Source organism: Maribacter sp. ACAM166 (assembly GCF_005771495.1).
In the GTDB taxonomy this organism is placed as follows: domain Bacteria; phylum Bacteroidota; class Bacteroidia; order Flavobacteriales; family Flavobacteriaceae; genus Maribacter.
The window spans coordinates 66,619-87,624 of sequence record NZ_VAUW01000014.1 but is presented as its reverse complement, the minus strand read 5'-3'; the positions used below and the strand labels follow the sequence as shown (position 1 = coordinate 87,624).

Sequence of the window (21,006 nt, the reverse complement as noted above, 5' to 3'; positions counted from 1 at the left end):
ATGTATACCAACGTACGATATTGTTCTCTTTTAATTATTATTTAGATATTCTAGTATTACGGCGATTGGCGAGTTAATTCTTTAATATCCACCCCCTTTATTAAAGAATTTCGAAAAATTCTCTATTGATTGTCAATATCCCTATAAGATGGTTAAATTCATGCTCTTGAACCACAAGAATAACGAACACGTATGAAAAACCGACTCCTATCCTTTATTTTCCTATTAACAATTTTATTTTATGGTATAGCCGGTTATCATTTTCTTACCGGATGGCATCCTATAATCATGATGCTCTTAGGGATTCTTCTAGGCATTACAATAAATGCAATTCTTTATGGTATTCTAAATGTTATTAGTAAAGGGTCTAAAAAAATTCCACGAACAGCAATTTCTGCTATAGTTAGCGGAATTTTAGGATTTGTAATTTTGAAATATATTGGTTTTGGCTGGCCAACCCTTTTCTTTAGTGCTATAATTGGTATAGGTATTCTTTTTTGTATTTCATTCAATTGGTTTCTAAGAAGGAAATCATTTTTTTCAAGTATCTTATTTGGCACCACCTTAATTGGTGTGGTTTATGTATTGTTTGTTTTGATTAATACTGGTTCAGACCCTTTTGATAAAGAAGTTCCTTTGGCGTTTTCACAAACTGATAATTTTGCGTCTGCTACTCCGTACTTTGACAATCCAGCTGCCGAAGGCTCTTATGGGATAAAAACCTTTACCTATGGTAGTGGCACTGATGAACAACGTGAGGAGTTTGCGAGCGGTGTCACGTATAAAACCAATACTGTAAACGGGAAATGGCTTATACCTGATTGGAAGGGGAAAAAGAAAAAATGGCGTGAACAATATTGGGGATTTGGTGCTGAGAACTTTCCTTTAAATGGCAGGGTATATATGCCCGATGGAGAAGGCCCGTTTCCATTGACTATAATTGTACATGGTAATCATAGCATGATTGATTATTCTGACGATGGCTATGGTTATTTGGGGAATTTATTGGCAAGTAGAGGTATCATTGCTGTATCCATAGATGAGAATTTTCTGAACGGACATTGGTCTGGAGACTTTATGGGTAAGGAAATGCCAGCCAGGGCATGGTTACTTTTGAAACATTTGGAACAATGGCAAAACTGGAATTCAGAGACTGGTCATGATTTAGCGCAAAAAGTTGATATGGAGAATATCATGTTAGTAGGCCATTCAAGGGGTGGAGAGGCTGTCTCTATTGCAGCAGCGTATAACAAATTGCCGTATTTTCCTGATCAGGCAAAAGAGAAATTCAATTTTAATTTCAATATAAAAGGGGTGGTTGCTTTGGCACCAACAGATTATCGGTACCATCGTAAAATTAAACTTAAAAATGTAAACTTTTTAAGTTTACAGGGATCGTACGATTCAGACGAAGTGAGTTTCTGGGGAATGCGTCCCTATCGTAGGTTACAGTTCACAGATTCTATTCCTGGGTTTAAAGCAGGAGTCTACATTCATCACGCCAACCATGGCCAGTTCAATTCAACCTGGGGGAATTCAGATTTTGGTGTTCCGTCTAAATGGTTGTTAAACCTAAATCCATTATTAAGAGAAAAGCAACAGCAAGAGACTGCTAAAGTGTTTATAAGTGCCTTTGCCGAGGCGAGCCTAAAGCAGAATTCTACTTATCTACCTATTTTTAAAAATGTTTCACTCGCCAAGCAATGGTTGCCTATTGAACATTACTTGACGCATTTTGAACCCTCTAATTTGAAAATGATAGCAAATTTTGAGGAAGACTTAGACATCACCACAGCAACCGATAGCACGCTTTTAACTGCTTCAAACATGGCATTATGGAAAGAAGATATTTTACCTTCTCGTGATGAGGATAGTCAGGAAAATAGTGCTGTCATTTTAGGTTGGGATTATGAGAAGCCTACAAAATCAGATGTTAAAGGGGTTTATACAATCTCATTGTCCGAGACAGATAAAGTACTGTTATCTACGAATTCAGCGTTGCAAATGACCTTGGCAGCTGGTGACCATGAATGGTTAAACGTGAACCAGACGGAAGAGGAAAAAGACCGTGATATAGATGAAGAAGAGGAGCGGGAAATACCACAATTAGATTTCAGTATTCAACTGACAGATGAACTTGGTGCAAGCACTTCAATTAAGGTAAGCGATATAAAAAGTATTTCTAAACCATTGAAAACACGTTTTACTAAATTTAAATTTTTAGATAAAGAAATGATCGGTGAAGAGTGGGAAGTACAATTACAAACTTTTCATTTTCCTTTGGAAACATTTACAGCTAAGAATCCCGATTTTAATCTAGGACAATTGCAAACTATTGAATTTATTTTTGACCAAACGCCCTATGGGGTAGTGGTAGTAGATGAAATAGGAGTAGTGAGCAAGAGTTAGTGACTAGGGACTAAGATTTGGTTGTTCGTTGTTGTTCATTTGACGAAATGTCATCCTGAGCGCAGTCGAAGGCAACAGACCACGAAAAGTCTACGATTATCCCCATACTGACAGTTCTCTTTAAATTGTATTTTTGCTAATTGCTAATTGCTAATTGCTAATTGCTAATTGCTAAATGTACATTGTTTCATTTACTTTGTACTCCGCTCTTTAACTAACCCAATAAATTCCGTCTCCTATCAAATCTAATACTAAAACGCTTCTTGTTATTGCCTTCGTATGGCCAGAACCAGCTTCTACTGCTGCTGGAGAACGTATGATGCAATTATTGGCTGTATTTCAAAAACAAGGCTATACTATTACGGTAGCTTCTGCTGCATCTAATTTTGAGTTTTCGGCAGATTTGAATTCTAGAGATATTCAAACGCAAGTAATTGAACTTAATAATGCTTCTTTTGATGCCTTTGTGTCCGATTTTCAACCCAGTGTTGTTCTCTTCGATAGATTTTTAAGTGAAGAACAATTTGGATGGCGCGTGGTAGAACAGGTTCCAAATGCTTTACGTATTCTTGATACGGAAGATTTACATAGCCTACGTCATGTTCGAGAACTTTGTTTCAAGAAGGAAATTCCATTTACTACGAAAGCCTGGTTAGAAGATGATAAGACCAAACGCGAAATTGCCAGTATGTATCGTTGCGATCTTTCGCTAATCATCTCTAGTTTTGAACTTGATTTGCTTACCGATGTCATAAAAATGGACAAAAGTCTACTTTTGTTACTTCCTTTTATGATTGATGAAATAGCAGAGGATATAAAGTGGACAACCTTCGAGAATAGAACGGACTTTATGTTCATTGGTGGAGGAAAACATACACCAAATATTGATGCAATCAACTATTTAAAAACAGCTATTTGGCCCTTAATTCATGCACAATTACCAAAGGCTAAATTAAATATTTACGGAGCCTATTTACCCCAACAAATCTTGGAAATGCACAATCCAAAAGAAGGTTTTTTAGTACAGGGAAGGGTAGATGATGTAAACGAAGTAATGCAAGCCGCTAAAGTATGCTTGGCCCCATTGCATTTTGGAGCGGGAATTAAAGGAAAGCTGGTATCTGCCATGCAAAATGGTACACCAAGCGTTACCACCACCATCGGCGCAGAAGGTATGCAGGGCATTTTGGAGTGGAACGGCTATGTTGAAAACGACCATGCGGCATATGCTCAAGCTGCAGTGCGGTTATATACTATTAAACTCACCTGGGAAAATGCGCAGGAACAAGGTAAAACCCTTATCAATACCTTGTATTCAAAAAAAAGCTTGGAACATATAATTACAAAAAAAATAGAGGAACTTCAAAAGAACTTGTCAACGCACCGACAACAAAATTTTATTGGAGCGTTGTTACAATACCAAACATTTCAAAGTACGAAGTTTATGGGCAAATGGATTGAGGAGAAGAATAGGAGGTAGTTAAAGTTTCGTTATCGATTATGTATCTGGTTTTTTACATGGTTAAGCATGGAATTAAAAAAATAAAAACCGAATAAAAAATTTGCGAGTATTTTCGTAAGCAACTTATTATCAATAAATTAATTATACACTTTTTTGTAAATAGTGCTTTTATTCAGTTACTTCCTTTTCCCTAATGTGCTTTTTTGTTAAAAGAGTTAAAGATAAAAATATTCCGAAAAGAATTATTTTTCCAATTAAATACCCAAACCCATATTCAGTCAACCTTTCAAAATCGGTTGTTACTATTTGAATTATATTAACTATTAATATTAAAGAAAGTATAGCTGAGATGTAAAAAAATATTTTTTTCATTATAAGGTTATTCAAAAGGAAGGCAATTCTTAAATTACCTTCCTTCTTTAATTCATTAACTATTTAGTCACTGTTGTAGTTGTTGGAGTATAAAGTCCAAAAGTTAAACCAGATACTAATCCATTAACAAATGATTGCCTCGTTTGAACTGTATAATCTTTCGCACCATCTGCCATTTGTTTTGAATCAGAAACTCCAACAGGAGCTAATCCATAAACAACATAATGATTCCATTTAGTCGTTTGAGAATTTCCTTTTGCTCCTTCTCCGACAACACTAGTGTAAGAGTAACAAGAAGTTAATAACATTGATGAAGCAAATAAGATTGCCATCGTTTTCATTGAATTTTTAATCATTCTTTTTTTAATTAAATTAAACATTTATTTATATTACTCATTTTGAGTCTCGTTTGGGCATTACTGGTTTGGCATCGAGTAGGCAAGGGGGATTTCACCCCAAGCCTCTCACAGAACCGTGCTTGAAAGTCTCCCCTCACACGGCTCTTCTAATTTGTAACAAATATAAGCTCATCCTTTTGCAAGTTGGCAAACGGTATTCCAAATTAGCTAAGCCATTCGCTCCATCTCCATTACAGAAACTTTTTCAGTACTACGGCTTAGTCTGCCACTACATACTGGAGTTACTATACTTGTTTGGACCGTAGGTTAAGCTTTAAATTTATAACTCAATCCACGATGAGAACAGAAAAAAGACATTACGAAAAGTCATTTAAAATAATAGCGGTTGAATTAATAAAGAAAAGAGTTGTTTTTTACCTCAGTTCTTGTTAGCTGCAGTTATTTAATCGTTATACTTTCTGATTTTGCCTTCAATTTTAATTTTTGAAAAATCATAATATTCTAAATTGTATTTTGAAATTAATAGATTTCCACCAACATCCTCCAAATTGCCCAAGTCAGTTACTTTAGAAAATCTTAAACTCAAATTTTTACCTACGTATTTTAGTGTTCCTAAAGAGGTTAGAGAATTGCCTCTAATTGAAACAGCTCCATTAACTTTTTCTAGTGGTGTCAATGTTTTTATTTTAAAACTACCTTTATTAATAAACTCATCGGAACCACTAAACCATAAATCACCACCAACTCTCTTTAATTTCCCTAAATCTTGTATTTTAGTATATAATAATCCTAAATCTCCTCTTATTGATTCAATATTCCCAAGTGTTTTTATTTCATGACCATTATTTTTATATTCTTGGTCTCCTCTAACATCATCAACTCTATAAGAGGTCAAGTCAAATATATAATCAAGCACTATTTCATTTTGTTCTTCTTATTTTAAGTCGAATGGTAATTCAATTTTTATTGTTTGTTTAGAGCTTTTATCTTTTTTCAATTCATAGTCACTATATTTAATACCAATTGAAGCCATTTTTTATATGGAATCCCGTTTCGGTCAATATACTTGTATATGGTATATTTTGTCAAGTTTTTAGATGAATCTTTAAATTATGGTTAGTGAGTGTTTTAGACAAAAAAAATATGCTTCATTAAAAGCAATAATTCCGTCATTCCAACTTGGGAATTGATTTTTTGGATGCTTAATCATATTTAAAAATCGACTTCCGTTTTGCAGTTTTTTAACTAGATTATTCGGTAGCTTTTTTGATTTCGAAAGTTTAAAAATAACATCAATTAAATCTTCTTGATAATTAATTAAATTATTATTGTTAGCATGCATTCTTAAACTAATTTCAAATAATGCTACCATTTCGTAAATTTCATCTGAAATGTCATTATCAACTAATTTTCCGAATTGGCATAAACAATTTTCATGGAATTTAAGCATACAAGGACCTGATTTTATTAAACCAACAAAATCGATTTCATCTCTTGTAAGTTTATTATTTACTTGAACATCTCCTTTGTTATAGACTACAACTGTCGGAATTTCCCCTTTAATTAATTCTGTAAACTCAAAGTAATTCCCATGTCTTATGGAGGCAAACTCTTTACGGAATAAACTTGTGTCTTCCTTTAATTTCATTGCCTTAAGCATGTATCCAACAGTTTTGGCAATGATTAAAGTGTCCATTTTAATTATTTGAGGATTCAGTTCTAATTGCAGCCAACGATAAGCTAAGAGGAGTTTTAATTCCTTTTAGCGGATGATAACGAAGTTCGCTGTTTTCCGTAGAAAGGTAAAAGGAAGTCGTATTGCTTTTGTAAGAAGTTATTAACGAAAACTAACAATAATAATGTAAAGCAGCTCGGCCCAGCAGCTTCAATCTGTTGATTATAAATTCAACATGTATATCGGTACATAAATTAAGAAAATCGAAATCTAATTTATGTCTAGGTGTCCAATTTTGGTACTATATTTCTATCCTCTTACAATAAACCATCTTTAGAACATCCGTTATACCAACATATACCTTGTTTGTTGAAGATATTCAAAAGCTTACCGGTAGCTCAACGCGTACCATATCCCAGGCAATGTACATAACAGCTTTTCCGTCTTCTACATCTTCAAATTGTATAGAGAATTGTTCAACCATTTCTTTACTTTCAATTACAGGAGTCTCAACTCTTACTACATCATGCTCTTTGTTGTAACTGTAATGTCCCCAGTAATCTAGGTCGGAATTAAATATTATGGTCCAATTATTTTCGGTTGGAATAGCAAACATGGAATACGTACCTGTTTTAAGTGATTGACCACCAATAGTTATGTCTCTATAAACCTTTATCTCTGTAGCTTCATTAGCGCCAAAACGCCATACCTCATTATATTTAACCATACTGCCAAAAACGGCTCGATTATTTTTTTGAGGCCTGCTATAATCAACTTTGAGTATTGGTGTTTCGCCTAGCTTTCTTTCAGGAGCAAATTTTCTGTCATGAGCAAAATTGTTTGGTAAATAAGCCCTGTCTAACGGACTCTTGTCTAGTCCACGAAATTCTTGTGCTACAGTACTAAAGGTAAATAAGCTAATGAGCACAAATACTGTGATAATATTTTTCATACTATTATGTATTGAGGTTACTATTGTTAATTGAAATTTAAACAAAGAGGAGCTTCAATACTTCGACAAGCGCAGCGCAGATACCTTTTATCGAATACTAACGAAGTTCGTTGTTTGAAAATATGCAGTCAAGCATTTACTAATGTATTTTACAAGAAGTCACTAAAGAAGTATACTTATAAGTAGCTGAGCTAATGAAACTAGTATTCTGAGGTTTCAGTATCAAGCCCTTTTTCAACCTTCATGTCAGGTTGGTTCAAAGCATTAAATTGAAAAATATCATTTCTTGAATAATGACCTATAACATCGAAATCTAATTTAGCTGAAACTAGTTCATCTAAATCTAATTCTGCGATTAACCCTCCTGCTTTATCATATAAAGGTCCCGCAATTAATTTACCCAATGGTGAGACGATTACGCTACCACCTCGACACATCTGTTCAGATTCTTCTTCTACGAGGTGTTGATATTTCTTTGGGTACATTGATTTCTCAAAAAATTGATTACATCCTAAAACAAAACATCTACCCTCTAACGCTATATGTTTCATGGTAGAAGTCCACTCTTCCCTAGCATCAGCTGTTGGTGCAATATAAATCTCAACCCCTTGTTTATACATGGCCATTCTTGCCAATGGCATATAATTTTCCCAACAAATAAGCCCACCTATTTTTCCTATTTTGGTTTTGAACGTAACTAAAGATTCCCCATTATCTTCACTCCAAATTATACGTTCACTTCCTGTTGGTTTTATTTTTCTATGAACACCCAATAACCCATCTGTAGGCGAAATATAGAGCATGGAACAAAACAGACTACCGTTAGTTGATTGTTTTTCAGTTATACCTACCACCAAGTAAACATTTTCAGTTTTAGCAAGCTTTTCAAGTCTTTTAAGATCAGTGCTTTCTAAATCTAAACTGTTTTTATGATATTCTGAATATAGGTTTCTTCCTTCATCGGTTCTACTACCTACTTTTGCACCGAAAGAAAACCCCCTTGGATAGCCTGGAATAAATGATTCTGGAAATACGATTAATTCACAACCTTGCTTTGCGTAGGTTTTAACTAGGTTTTCTATTTTCTCAATTGTTTTCTCCTTATCAAAGAAAACTGGACTATCTTGAACTAAGCAAACTTTTAATTTCATATTTCTTTATAACGATGAACTAAGAGGAGTTTTACACTTCTACAAGCTCATTACAAGGCACTTATAGCAGATGACAACGAAGTTCGTTGTTTCAAAATATGAAGTCAAGTGCTCCTAAGCTGTTTTGTGATAACTTATTAACTAAAATTAAGTAAATCAATACTTATTAAAGCATCATTCCACTCAAGACTTCAATGCGTTGACTAAAAAGCTTAGGAATTAACTAAAAAGTAATTCAAAATCGAACGTCGATGGTTATTACGTTTTTGGATCTCTCTTGAATATTTCAATCAAATCAAAAACAAGTATACAAAATACTACCCATATGAAGCCGGCAATGAATCCGCCAGCAATATCCGAAGGAAAATGAACGCCAAGGTAGATTCGGCTTATACCTATACTTAAGATTAGAATAGCCAAAACCAGGATCAACAAAAACTTAGCTATTATATAAATGTTGAATTTGTATACAAGAAACATTAAAAAACCATAAAATGCCATCGCACTCATGGCATGCCCACTGGGATAACTTAAGGTTTCTACAGAAACCAAGTGTTCTATTCCGGGGCGCGCACGATCAATAAACCGTTTGAGCATCATATTCGAAACTGTCGCCAAGGCTAAAACTAATGTTGCTTGTACCACATATTTCCAGCGTTTAAAAACTAATAGGGAAAACACCAGAAAAAGACCTAGTACCATCAAGTAGCCATAAAAATCACCAACATTGGTCATAAATTTAAAATACGCAGTAAGGGTAGGAGAGCGGTACGAAATCACATAATCAGTTATTGCCGTATCGTAGGAGGCCAGGACTTCTGTTTTTAACGTTTCTGTAAACGCTATAAATAAATTTATCCCTCCTACGACTATAACTAGGGCAATTAATACCGTAATGAGGTAGGGTAAATTAGCGTTGTATTGAGGTAACTTATCCGCCAAAAATTTACGAATAGATTTTATAAAGGCATAAAGGGTTTGTCTCATGCTACTAAACGTTATGTTTAAGTTGTAAACATAGGGGAAATTATAAAAAAGGACTATTACATACCGTAGGATAAATAACTCGTTTCATAACGCCCCTTACATTTTCATACAAATTTTAGCCAATCGCTACATTTGGTTAGGTGACCGATGAACTCGTATCTTTATACCGCAACTGAATAGTAAGAAAGTATGAAATCACCTGATTGGCAAACCGCCATAGAATTTGAAGATATAACCTATAAGAAATGTAAAGGTGTAGCCCGTATCGCTTTTAACCGACCGAATGTACGTAACGCTTTTAGACCACATACAACCAGTGAATTAATCAAGGCATTTTATGACGCACAGGAAGATACCTCTATCGGAGTGGTTTTACTTTCTGCCGAAGGTCCGTCTACCAAAGATGGTATTTGGTCATTCTGTAGTGGTGGGGATCAAAAGGCTAGAGGAGAAAAAGGCTATGTTGGGACAGATGGCCAGCATCGTTTAAATATATTAGAAGTACAGCGTATGATTCGATTTATGCCTAAGGTGGTCATTGCCGTAGTACCAGGTTGGGCTGTTGGTGGCGGACATAGTCTACATGTTGTTTGTGATATGACTTTGGCCAGTAAAGAACATGCTATTTTTAAACAAACAGATGCTGATGTGACTAGTTTTGACGGTGGATATGGTTCAGCCTATTTAGCTAAAATGGTTGGTCAGAAAAAGGCCCGTGAAATTTTCTTTTTAGGTAGAAACTACTCTGCCCAAGATGCCTTTGATATGGGTATGGTGAACGCTGTAATTCCGCATGACGAATTGGAGGATACAGCTTTTCAATGGGCACAAGAAGTTTTAGAAAAATCTCCTATCTCTATAAAAATGTTGAAGTTTTCAATGAACTTAACTGATGATGGTATGGTAGGGCAACAAGTTTTTGCCGGAGAAGCTACCCGCTTGGCCTATATGACCGATGAAGCCAAAGAGGGCAGAAACGCTTTTCTTGAAAAACGTAAACCCAACTTTGGTAAAGATAATTGGTTACCGTGATTTGGTTGATGGTTGATGGTTGTCCGTTGATGGTTCACTTCGGCTAAGCTCAGAGAATGGATTTAGTGGTCAGAGAATTGACACCGAGCTATTTTGATAAATTCAAATTATAACTTTAGTTCTAATTTTAGGTTGGTGAGCGGAGTTGAACCAAACTAAAAAGAGTCTAATCAGTGAAGATCAGACTCTTTTACGAGAACACTATATGAAAATGAAAAAATTTAAATCGTTTTTAATAACACTGTAAATGTAGAAATGAAACGCAGTACGTGGAAACTTATGTTGCCATTTAAGAGGATACTGTTGTGAAAATATGCAAAAGTGTGGTATTGCATAAATAAGGCTGAACTTTTAAGTCTTTTAACGAATGGATTGCATTATTTCTTTCAATAGTGTATTAAATTGTTCGTCCGTCTGTTCTTTTAAACCTGTGCGTACTACGACCAAATCTTTCGAGGGAATAATAAATACCCGTTGCCCTTGAAAACCATTTAAAGAATATATATTACGAGGTATATCTGGATATTTACCCTCTGCATTCAACCAAAAATGCGCTCCATACGTTCCGTTAGAGTCGTGTGTTGGTTTGGTGATATACTCTACCCAGGTTTCTGAAAATATGCGTTGTCCATTCCAATCACCGTTGTTTAGGTATAGAAGTCCAAATTTAGCCCAATCACGGGTAGTAGCCCATGCATAGGAAGAACCCACGTAATTACCGACCAAATCGGTTTCTAAAATCATGGAATTCATTCCTATTTTATCTATTAATTGTGTGTATGGGAAATCCAAATATTCTTGGTGCGAATTAAATTGATTTCGTAATATGCCTGACAATAAATTCGTGGTTCCGGAAGAGTAGTTCCAAATTTCACCAGGTGCTGCAACTTCATTATTTTTTTTCTGCGCTACGGTCATATCTGATGCCAAAAATAGCATTTGGGTTACATCTGATATCTTAAAATAATCTTCATCCCAAGCAAGACCACTTTGCATGCGTAGTAAATGATTTATTGTTATTTTATTTCGATTATCATTTTGCCATTCTGCAATAGGCGCAGTAGCATCCATCTTAATTTTCCCTTGGTATTCTAAAATACCATATAAAGTCGCCAAAACACTTTTGGTCATAGACCAACCTAAAATTGGAGTGTCCTTAGAAAAACCTCGTAGGTAGCGTTCTCCAATAATTTGATTCTGATGTACAACTAATAGTGTTCTGGTTTTTTCTTGCGGATCTTTAAAGGCATTTGAGAAGGCAACTTCTAATTTAGCATAATCCACATTGTCCAAAAGCGTATCGGCTATTCCATTATTTCCATAGGGAAAGGGTAAACTGTCTGCTCGAATGGTTCTTTTAGGAACTAAATCAAAACTATGTTTTAAAAATTCATTATTGGTAAGTACGGCGCCCAACCCTTCTTTATAAACCGCTTTTCGTTTCATGAGCCCGTATACTTTTGCGGTAGCCGATTTATCAGCTTCCGAGACCTCAGAATCTGCCAAATTAATAAGCGTCATTTCGTGATCATTCAAAATGACGTCTACAGCATCTCTATGGGCTATAAACACATTCGAGGCCATATTTTTAGAGGCATAGCCAGAAATAAGATTAAGTTTTGGGTAATTGAAATAACCTAACAACAATACAGAAACCAATGCTATTCCTAAAATCCATTTTATTTTTCTCATTTTTTCGTTTTAATTTTTTTAAATGTATGAACCCGCACTATATGATTAACATCTGATGAATACTTCAGTATAGAAGTATCGATATTGGTCATTTTTTGGTAGGTAGATTATCCCTTTTTTTGAGGTGAAATAGTGATTTCTCATTACCCCGCTCATATTTTTTCCCAGGTTTTATCGCCTGTTAGCCTAAAGCTGCCTAAATGCTCGAACGTACATTCATTTGGTGGTATTAATGATAGAAACGTGCTTTCGTCCTTGGCGCTATAAAGGTGATATTCCTTTCCGACAATCGGTTCAAAATTGAATTTGGCACTGTATACTAAATTATTGTACTCAAAATCATCCATCAATGCTTTATATGATTTCTGTAGCTCTTCGTATTGAGCCTTAAACTGATTATTGGCACTTACAATATGCGTGTTTTTCCAAGAGGAAACATCTGGCGGTGTTATTTTGGGAGCGGAAACGCTGGTTGCAAAGGGTGATAACTTTCCATGATACTCCTGTGTTTCTTCGTTGAACACGACATTGTCCGGTTTTTTATTTTCTTTCATAGCACTACAAATTTAAATAAAACCATTCATTTATCACTTGCGAGATTTTGTGGGTATAGGTATCTTCCAAACTTAATTCCGCAATTAGGAAAATCATTTTAATTCCAATGGATTTCAAAACAGCTTATTACGCTTTTTTCATAGTTCTTTTTATATCATGTACGACTGAAAATCGACCTAAAGAGGTGGTGCTTTATGAAACCTATTGCGCAAGTTGCCATATGGCACCCGATATACAAGATTTGCCAAAAGATATTTGGGAGAATAGTGTATTACCGGCAATGGCGGCTAGAATGGGAATTATAACATCTGAGAACCACCCCTATCTTAAATTATCATTTCCTGAACAGATGGCGATAATCAAAACGGGAATATTTCCTAACAAACCGATTATTGAAGCAGCGGATTGGGAGCTTTTAAAGTCTTATATCCTTAAAATGGCACCTGATAGTATTTCAAGTGATACCGTTCCTACTAAAAGTTCTCCTCTATCTCAATTTATGAGTACCCCTATTTTATTAGATAGTGCGGTAGGCAGTTTATATACATTCTTAAAAATAGATACAGCCACGAACTCTATATTAACGGGTACCAGAAAAGGTGAATTATCGTCGTTTGATTTGAACACAAAAGAGAATAAATTGGTAGGCTATTTTAATCGCGCAATTACAGATGCAAGAATAGTGGGTGATAGCACTTACGTTACCAGTATGGGTTTATTGGTCCCTTCAGAAATACCGAGTGGAAAAATAGTTTTAAAGTCAAAAAATGCCACAGCATCACTAATGGATTCACTCCATCGGCCGGTTCACACCCTATATATTGATCTTGATAACAATGGCACTGAAGAAATACTTGTAAGTGAATTTGGTGATTTAAAAGGTAAACTGACGTTGCTCGAAAAAGATTCCTATGGATTTTACGAAGAAAAACCCCTTTTAGACATACCAGGAAGCTTAAGGGTGGTACCCAAAGATATGGATAAAGATGGTAAAGTTGATTTAGTAGTTTTAGCCGCACAAGGAGACGAGGCTGTTTATATTTTATACCAGAAAGAAAATTTAGATTTCACGGTTGATAAGGTAATTCGATTTAGTCCGGTTTATGGTTCTAGTTGGTTTGAGCTGGTTGACTACAATGGTGATGGTTATGAAGATATCATAACGGTTAACGGTGATAATGCTGATGAATCTTATGTAAGCAAACCTTATCATGGTATGCGAATTCATTTGAATGATGGTCAGAATAGCTTTAAAGAGACCTATTTTCATCCGTTAAACGGCGCAACCCGAGTGATTGCAAAAGATTTTGATCAAGATGGAGATATGGACATGGCGCTTTTAGCAACCTTTCCAGATTATAAAAATCATCCAGAATACAACTTTGTGTATTTAGAAAATGTAGATAGTAAGAATTTTTCCTTCAAACAAGAGCATTTAGCAAATACCAAAATGGCCAGATGGTTCTTAATGGATTCAGCAGATATTGATGGTGATGGCGACCAAGATATTGTTTTAAGCGCGCTTACCTATTCATTTACACCCGTACCTAAAGAATTGGAAGAAGCGTGGAGTGAAAGTTATACCGATCTTTTAATACTCGAAAATAAACTACATTAGTAGGTATGGTGAAACGTATGATTATACTTTTTAGTTGCTTTGCAGCTTTTGGCTGTACTGATGAAACCTTGGATAAAAAATATGATTGGATTCCTTTAAAAGTAACCGCCACTGCCTATAACTCACTCCCGAATCAAACGTCTTATGAGCATCCGGCTATAGCGGCATGGGGAGATTCAATTACACCTGGTTTAAAATGGATAGCCGTATCTCGAGATTTATTAAATAGAGGACTTGCTTATAATACCATGGTGAAAATTGATACTTTAGAAGGTATATATATTGTGAAGGATAAAATGCATTCTAGGTGGAAAAATAGAATTGATGTTTACATGGGAGAAAATATCAATGATGCCAAAGAATGGGGAAGACGAAAAATAACCATCAAATACGCAGTTAAAAAAGATAGTATAAACTAATTTACAAAAATGAAACACATTTCATTCTGGTTACTTTTAGGCTCTTTAGTTACTTCCTGTACTACAACGAAAACAATCGTAGAACGTCCTATTACCTTTAATGAAGAGCGTAAAATATTAACATTGGAATATCTTGAAAATAGATATGGCTTAGAGCAAGATGCTCCGCAAATCTATCCTAAAATGATTGTTTTACATTGGACGGTTATTCCCACATTTGAAAAATCATTTGAAGCCTTCGATCCTGCAACATTGCCTAACTGGCGTCCTGACATTAAAGATGTGAGTGGTTTAAATGTATCTTCTCAATTTATGGTTGACCGAGATGGTACTATTTATCAACTTTTACCAGAAACTACTATGGCTCGTCACGTTATTGGTCTTAATCACTGTGCTATAGGTGTTGAAAATGTTGGAGGAACTGATGAATTACCACTAACAAAAGCACAGTTGAAATCAAATATTTGGTTGGTTCGATATCTTAAGGAAAAATATGATATTGACTATTTAATAGGCCATTACGAGTATACTCTATTTGAAAATAACCCCTTGTGGTTAGAAAAAGATGAAGGTTACCGTACCAAGAAAACAGACCCTGGACCTGATTTTATGTTCAACGTAAGAAAAGCAGTAAAGGATTTAAAATTTAAAGAATTACCTGAAAATCCATCTAAATAATAAGCTCTATTCAACTTATTTACATCAATAGTCTAATAACTTAAAATTAAATAAACAATGAAGCATATAGTACTTGCAATAATATGTTCATTCTCTATGCTAGGAATGAGTCAATCAGAAAATGTAACAACACAATTATACGATTCATACGATAATTTTAAAGAAACCTCAATTGGGAAAAGACGTATAAAACGAGCTGATATTCAACCCCTGATTGATACATATACTGCGAACAAAAAGTTTAAGGTAGCCACTGTTGGCAAATCTATTGGAGGAAAGGATTTAAGCTTGATAAGTATTGGTACAGGCGATACCAATGTTTTTCTTTGGTCTCAAATGCATGGTGATGAGCCTACGGCCACACAAGCGATATTCGACATATTAAAATTCTTTGATAGTGCTGATTTCAAAGTAGAAAAAGAGGCGATTTTAGCGAACCTTACGGTCCATTTTTTACCCATGCTGAATCCGGATGGAGCAGAACTTTTTCAACGTAGAAACTTATTGGGAATAGACATAAATAGAGATGCTCTACAATTACAATCACCAGAGTCTAAAACCTTAAAAAGGGTTCGTGATAGCCTCGATGCGGATTTCGGATTCAACCTTCATGATCAAAGTACCTACTATAATGCCGAACGTACTGATAAGCCGGCTACAATTTCTTATTTAGCTCCAGCATATAATTATGAAAAGGACATCAATGAAACACGTGGTAATGCCATGAAAATAATTGTATTTATGAACGATATCCTACAGAAATATGCCCCGGGACAAGTAGGTCGATATAATGATGATTTTGAGCCTAGGGCATTCGGTGATAACATTCAAAAATGGGGTACGAGTACTATACTTATTGAATCTGGTGGTTATGCTGAAGATATTGAGAAACAGGAAATTAGAAAGTTGAACTATGTTTCTATTTTATCTGCTATCTATACTATTGCAAAACAGAATTATATTGGGATTTCGATAGATGAATATGAAAAAATACCTGAAAACGATCGCAAATTATTTGACTTAAAAATTGTTAATGCGAACTATGAACTAATGGGTAATATGTACGTATTGGATTTGGGAATAAATCAAATTGAAGTGGATATTGCCGACCACAACTCATTTTGGTATAGCAGTCGTATTTTAGATCAAGGTGATCTTTCTACCTATTATGGATATGAAACGTTAGATGCTTCTGCATATAGCATAAAACAAGCTAAGGCATACCCTAAGACATTAAGTACAATAGAAGAAGTGAAAGCTTTAGATTTTAAACAATTATTGAAACAAGGAGTTGGATATGTGCGAATGGTGCCAATTCCCGGAAAGCACATAAATTCACCATTCCCTGTTCATTTAATCGGACCTAAGTATAAGATACCGGAGTTCGTATTGGAACCAGGTATTAATCCTACCTTCTTTTTAGAAAAAGAGGGTACGATTGAATATGCGGTGATTAATGGTTTTTTAGTCAACTTAGGAAATAAGAATGTTTCCGTACCCAACGCAATGATTTATAAATAGCCAACTAGAATTTAAATTGAATCATTAAGTTTAATTCTCTAGACTGAACACCTATATGATCAATAGAATGCACTGGTCATTTCATTTCCGAAAATTAAGCACAAAAAAAGGGAAGCAATTGCTTCCTTTTTTTTGTGCTAGAACAATGTTCTTTATAAGTTATTTTCAGCATCTAATAGCGCAAAGAATTTATCTAAGTTTGGAAGAATAATAATTTTTGTTCTTCTGTTTATGGCCATATTTTCTTTTGAATTATTCTCGACTATGGGTAAATAACTACTTCTACCAGAAGCAATTAATTGAGATGGATCAACACCGTACTCTTTCTGTAATTTACGAACAATAGAAGTAGCACGTTTCACACTTAAATCCCAGTTATCGCTAACCATGGGTGTGTTTATAGTTCTAGAATCGGTATGACCTTCTACCATAACTTCCATGCTAGGCTCTGATTTGATTACTTCAGCCAATTTTTTCAAAATGCTATTAGCTTTGTTACTTACATTATAACTTGCAGTGTTGAACAATAATTCATCAGAAATATTGATCATAACTACTGTTTTATCAATACTAACATTTATATCTTCACCATCCTCAGAAATTGACTGCTTTAGTTTATAGGAAACTGCCAAATTCATAGAATCTTGTAATGTTTTAGCTCCGGCCAATTTAGCAGGGTCAACATTTTTCAAGGTATTTCTCATTTTAGTTTTTATGTTGTTACTCATTACGGTAACATTATCAACCCTAGTGAACTGGCTATCATTCATTTCTTTCAATGAGTTGATCTTCGTGTTGTACTCTTCTACACGAGCTTCAATTTTCGACATTTGAGCTTCCAAGTCTTCTTTTTCAACTTGAGTCTTTACTAGTCTGCTCTGGGTTTGAGACAGGTTATCTTCTAAGGCTACGTATTTCTTTTTAGAAACACATGATGTTAGCATGGCTACTGATAATAAAGTAACTAAGGATAATCTTTTCATTTTATACTTTTTAAATTAATATTAGTGTAATCGCTTTTATATACGGGGCAAATCGATAAACGGACGTTTCAATACATCCACTACGGGTTTATATGTTTAGACGTTTATAGCCAACAAAATGAGTATCAATACGTTGCTTGAGTGAAATTTGAACAAAAAAAAAGAAGCGTAAAAACGCTTCTTTCTATATTTTAAGTAGGAATTATTTATTCACATCCACCGGTAAACCCGTTGGCATTAAATTTAGTTTGAACTGCACCTTGTCTAGCACCTGTATTCAACTCAATGGCAAGATTGTTTTCTCCACTACCATCACGTTTCGGACTGCAATATTCAAATAAGTAATAACTATTAGCTCGTTCAGATACCTTCTCAGAGATATCTCTAAAGGTTCTTTCTAACTCATCTTTATTCTGAGCAAACACACTAGCTGTTTTACCTATAGCTGTTAATACCTCGGTATCAATTTCTGCACCTAACCCTATACTAAAGAAAGAAATATTGGCATTCGCATCTTTAACCTTTTTTAATGCAGCCTCTTCTGTAAAACGAGAGGCTTGATCAGTACCATCGGTGAAAATCACCACAGATGCCGCTCCAATCTTTCCACCGGAAGTTGATTCTTTTACCAATCCTGAAGCGATGTCAGTCGATTTAATGACCGCACCGTATAAATCGGTTGAGGGATCATTACTAATATCATCTGTGATACCATCAATAGAAGCCACTAATTCATCTTTAGATGGCGTCAACTCATTCAACAGATGTAGTTCATCTTCTCCATCAAACCAATAGATGGCCATTTGAACAGATTGTTGTGAGATAGTAGGCATAACCGCATTAATAAAACTAGTTGATGCTTGTTTTAATTCTTGTAAACTGCTACTGAGAACACTATTACTTAAATCTAATACCAATAATGTACTGTTCGAAAAAATCTGTGAATTTGGCGAAATACGTGCAGAGGATTCTGAAGTTGAAATTGTGTTAAAACAATCGTCATTTCTCCCTTGTTCATAAATGGTAAACTGTTCAGCAGTCAATCCAGGTACTGGACTTCCATTTGTATCGGATACTCTAAAGAAAACGGATACTTTACCGGGTAAGGTTGTATATTGTTCTTGAATAGACAAAACCAATTCCCCTTCTTCCAATCCTAAACAATCATCTACAGGCTCTCCCTTCCCAAGACCATCACCAAAATTCAAATCTAGATTAACATCATCATCTGCACTACCACAAGAAACTAGTAAAGACAGCAAAAAAAACACACTGAAGGTCTTTAAGAAATTTTTCATATTTATTAATTATAGGTTCAACTAGCAGAACGAACAAAGTTTATATAAATTATAGGGAATAATAAAATAAATGTTAAAGATTGTTAAAGCCAAAATTGTTATGATGACAAGATTTTCAAAAGGGTTATATTTCCATAAGTTTATTGGCTATAAAATTGCTTAGTTGCTACCATTGACCAGCCCTATAAATCCATAAACTGCTAAGGTATATGACCCACGAATTAAAAAATATCTTTAAGGAATTTCAAAAGGCGAACAATGCAAAAATTCGATGTGTCTTAGCAACTGTTGTTGATCTTGAAGGTTCTTCTTATCGTAAACCGGGTGTACGTATGCTTATTCGAGAAGATGATAAAATGATTGGGGCAGTAAGTGGGGGATGTGTTGAAAAAGAAATTTTGTTTCAAACGCAATCTGTTTTTCAGAATAATACTGCAAAACTCATGAACTATGATGGTAGGTATCGTTTAGGTTGTGAAGGAATTCTTTATGTGTTATTAGAACCATTTTCTCCTAGTAATGACCTCTTATTTAAATTTCAAAAAACAATTAAAAATAGAAAGTCCTTTGAGCTTCAGACTTCATACCAGAAAGAGTTTGGAAAATTAGAGGGGTACGGAACTTTTGTTTTATTGGATTCCGAAACATTCGCATTTAATAGTTCTACCAAAAAACAACCTGATGCTTTACATTTTGAGCAAACCATGCAACCTTGTAAACGACTATTACTAATTGGGGGAGAACATGATGTAGTGCAGCTTTCTCATTTCGGTTTGAGTATGGGTTGGGAAGTTACCGTAGCGGTGACTCCTAAAGAAAATAAATCATTGGCAGATTTCCCAGGTATTGAAACCCTCTTGAATTATGAACCAGAAAATTTTCCTATAAAACATATAGATTCAAACACCGCCGTAATTTTAATGACCCATAGCTATGTTAAAGATCTAAAATATTTAATGGTACTAAAAAATACGCAACCGATATATTTAGGTTTATTAGGACCGGCTAAACGTAGGGAGAAATTATTAGCTACCTTAATAGAGGAAGATATGGATATTGCCTTAGATTTTTTAGAACGTATTCATGGTCCGGCCGGTCTAAACATCGGAGCGGAAACGCCCCAAGAAATTGCAATTTCCATTCTATCTGAAATATTAACGGTCATTCGAAAGACCAATCCGATGATGCTGAAAGATATAGGTCAAAAAATTTACGATTGAAAAACAACCTTACTATAGCAGTACTTATCATGGCTGCAGGTGGCTCCAAACGTATGGAAGGTATTAAACAGCTACTACCATGGAAAGATTCTAACTTCCTATTAGAAACCATTAAAACCGTCAAGAAAAGTAATATAGATACCATTCATGTGATTCTTGGTTCAAGTTTCGAAACCATACTAGAAGAATGTAACCTTCCTAAAAGTGATGTAATGGTTTCTGTAAATCCTAATTGGTCTGATGGATTGGGGAATAGTATTGCTTTTGCCGTTAAAATTTTAGTAGACAACTATCCCGTACCAGATGGTATTTTAATCTGTCTTGCCGATCAACCCTTACTTAGTTCGGCATATTTAAATTCACTCATACATAATTTTGAAAAAGACACCTCTAAAATAATTGCTACGAATTATAGGAAAGGGGTGGGTGTACCCGCATTGTTCCCTAAATTGCTTTATCCTAACTTAGTACTTTTAGATGGCGATAAAGGTGCTAAAGACCTTTTAAACACTAATTTTAAAGAGATGGTTCGTTTAGACGCCGGAGGTCAGTCATTAGATGTAGATACAAAACTCGAATACAACCAATTAATACAATCAATTAGTAACAAGAATGAATAATAG

General features: G+C 34.9%; 20 protein-coding genes. 9 read left to right on the top strand and 11 right to left on the bottom strand.

Features of this window, described 5'->3' with window-relative positions; all coding sequences use genetic code 11:
- Window positions 1-192: 192 nt before the first annotated feature.
- Window positions 193-2,409: a tripartite tricarboxylate transporter TctB family protein gene (locus ES765_RS11565; protein ID WP_138114480.1), complete on the top strand. Its 2,217-nt coding sequence runs from the start codon at window positions 193-195 to the stop codon at window positions 2,407-2,409.
- A gap of 316 nt (window positions 2,410-2,725) precedes the next feature.
- A complete protein-coding gene (locus tag ES765_RS11560; protein WP_138114479.1) occupies window positions 2,726-3,889 on the top strand; it encodes a glycosyltransferase in 1,164 nt (387 codons plus the stop codon).
- Between the two features lie 150 nt (window positions 3,890-4,039).
- Here the strand turns inward: ES765_RS11560 and ES765_RS11555 are convergent, their stop codons facing one another.
- The 7 genes from ES765_RS11555 to ES765_RS11525 all read right to left on the bottom strand — a co-directional run bounded on the left by ES765_RS11555 (window position 4,040) and on the right by ES765_RS11525 (window position 9,367).
- Window positions 4,040-4,243, bottom strand: a complete 204-nt coding sequence (locus tag ES765_RS11555) for a hypothetical protein (protein ID WP_138114478.1) — start codon at window positions 4,241-4,243, stop codon at window positions 4,040-4,042.
- Window positions 4,244-4,302: 59 nt separating this feature from the next.
- Window positions 4,303-4,623 (bottom strand): Bor family protein, encoded by a 321-nt coding sequence (locus ES765_RS11550; protein WP_249356348.1) that lies wholly within the window; start codon window positions 4,621-4,623, stop codon window positions 4,303-4,305.
- Between the two features lie 421 nt (window positions 4,624-5,044).
- Window positions 5,045-5,518 carry a hypothetical protein gene (locus tag ES765_RS11545; RefSeq protein ID WP_138114477.1) on the bottom strand — a complete coding sequence of 158 codons (474 nt, stop codon included), beginning with the start codon at window positions 5,516-5,518 and terminating at the stop codon, window positions 5,045-5,047.
- 189 nt (window positions 5,519-5,707) lie between these two features.
- The gene (locus tag ES765_RS11540; protein ID WP_138114476.1) at window positions 5,708-6,298 is read right to left on the bottom strand and encodes a hypothetical protein; all 591 of its coding nucleotides are present in this window, start codon (window positions 6,296-6,298) and stop codon (window positions 5,708-5,710) included.
- Window positions 6,299-6,656: 358 nt separating this feature from the next.
- Entirely contained in the window at window positions 6,657-7,229 is a 573-nt protein-coding gene (locus tag ES765_RS11535) for a DUF2911 domain-containing protein (RefSeq protein WP_138114475.1), read from the bottom strand.
- Window positions 7,230-7,429: 200 nt separating this feature from the next.
- On the bottom strand, window positions 7,430-8,380 hold the full coding sequence (locus ES765_RS11530) for a carbon-nitrogen hydrolase family protein (protein ID WP_138114474.1): 951 nt from the start codon (window positions 8,378-8,380) through the stop codon (window positions 7,430-7,432).
- Between the two features lie 258 nt (window positions 8,381-8,638).
- A complete protein-coding gene (locus ES765_RS11525) occupies window positions 8,639-9,367 on the bottom strand; it encodes a phosphatase PAP2 family protein (RefSeq protein WP_138114473.1) in 729 nt (242 codons plus the stop codon).
- Between the two features lie 189 nt (window positions 9,368-9,556).
- Between ES765_RS11525 and ES765_RS11520 the strand changes: the two genes are divergently transcribed.
- Entirely contained in the window at window positions 9,557-10,399 is an 843-nt protein-coding gene (locus ES765_RS11520; protein ID WP_138114472.1) for a 1,4-dihydroxy-2-naphthoyl-CoA synthase, read from the top strand.
- Window positions 10,400-10,759: 360 nt separating this feature from the next.
- On the opposite strand, the gene ES765_RS11515 is transcribed toward ES765_RS11520, so the two are convergent.
- Window positions 10,760-12,091: a serine hydrolase domain-containing protein gene (locus ES765_RS11515; RefSeq protein ID WP_138114471.1), complete on the bottom strand. Its 1,332-nt coding sequence runs from the start codon at window positions 12,089-12,091 to the stop codon at window positions 10,760-10,762.
- Window positions 12,092-12,243: 152 nt separating this feature from the next.
- The gene (locus ES765_RS11510; protein ID WP_138114470.1) at window positions 12,244-12,645 is read right to left on the bottom strand and encodes a DUF2452 domain-containing protein; all 402 of its coding nucleotides are present in this window, start codon (window positions 12,643-12,645) and stop codon (window positions 12,244-12,246) included.
- 107 nt (window positions 12,646-12,752) lie between these two features.
- Here ES765_RS11510 and ES765_RS11505 point away from each other — a divergent pair, with 107 nt between their 5' ends.
- The 4 genes from ES765_RS11505 to ES765_RS11490 are packed head-to-tail and all read left to right on the top strand — an operon-like array spanning window position 12,753 to window position 16,882.
- Window positions 12,753-14,264, top strand: a complete 1,512-nt coding sequence (locus ES765_RS11505) for an FG-GAP-like repeat-containing protein (RefSeq protein ID WP_138114469.1) — start codon at window positions 12,753-12,755, stop codon at window positions 14,262-14,264.
- A gap of 17 nt (window positions 14,265-14,281) precedes the next feature.
- Window positions 14,282-14,683, top strand: a complete 402-nt coding sequence (locus ES765_RS11500) for a 3D domain-containing protein (RefSeq protein ID WP_249356345.1) — start codon at window positions 14,282-14,284, stop codon at window positions 14,681-14,683.
- A 9-nt stretch (window positions 14,684-14,692) separates the two neighbouring features.
- On the top strand, window positions 14,693-15,361 hold the full coding sequence (locus ES765_RS11495; RefSeq protein ID WP_138114468.1) for an N-acetylmuramoyl-L-alanine amidase: 669 nt from the start codon (window positions 14,693-14,695) through the stop codon (window positions 15,359-15,361).
- A gap of 57 nt (window positions 15,362-15,418) precedes the next feature.
- Complete coding sequence (locus tag ES765_RS11490) at window positions 15,419-16,882, top strand: M14 metallopeptidase family protein (protein WP_138114467.1); 1,464 nt, start codon at window positions 15,419-15,421, stop codon at window positions 16,880-16,882.
- 152 nt (window positions 16,883-17,034) lie between these two features.
- Here ES765_RS11490 and ES765_RS11485 read toward each other — a convergent pair whose 3' ends face one another.
- Entirely contained in the window at window positions 17,035-17,865 is an 831-nt protein-coding gene (locus ES765_RS11485; RefSeq protein WP_138114466.1) for an OmpA family protein, read from the bottom strand.
- 206 nt (window positions 17,866-18,071) lie between these two features.
- Complete coding sequence (locus ES765_RS11480) at window positions 18,072-19,163, bottom strand: vWA domain-containing protein (protein WP_138114465.1); 1,092 nt, start codon at window positions 19,161-19,163, stop codon at window positions 18,072-18,074.
- Between the two features lie 209 nt (window positions 19,164-19,372).
- Here ES765_RS11480 and ES765_RS11475 point away from each other — a divergent pair, with 209 nt between their 5' ends.
- Together ES765_RS11475 and ES765_RS11470 are read left to right on the top strand one after the other, a co-directional pair.
- The gene (locus tag ES765_RS11475) at window positions 19,373-20,383 is read left to right on the top strand and encodes an XdhC family protein (RefSeq protein ID WP_138114464.1); all 1,011 of its coding nucleotides are present in this window, start codon (window positions 19,373-19,375) and stop codon (window positions 20,381-20,383) included.
- The gene (locus tag ES765_RS11470; RefSeq protein WP_138114463.1) at window positions 20,380-21,003 is read left to right on the top strand and encodes an NTP transferase domain-containing protein; all 624 of its coding nucleotides are present in this window, start codon (window positions 20,380-20,382) and stop codon (window positions 21,001-21,003) included. The genes ES765_RS11475 and ES765_RS11470 overlap by 4 nt, the downstream gene beginning before the upstream one ends.
- Window positions 21,004-21,006: the final 3 nt, after the last annotated feature.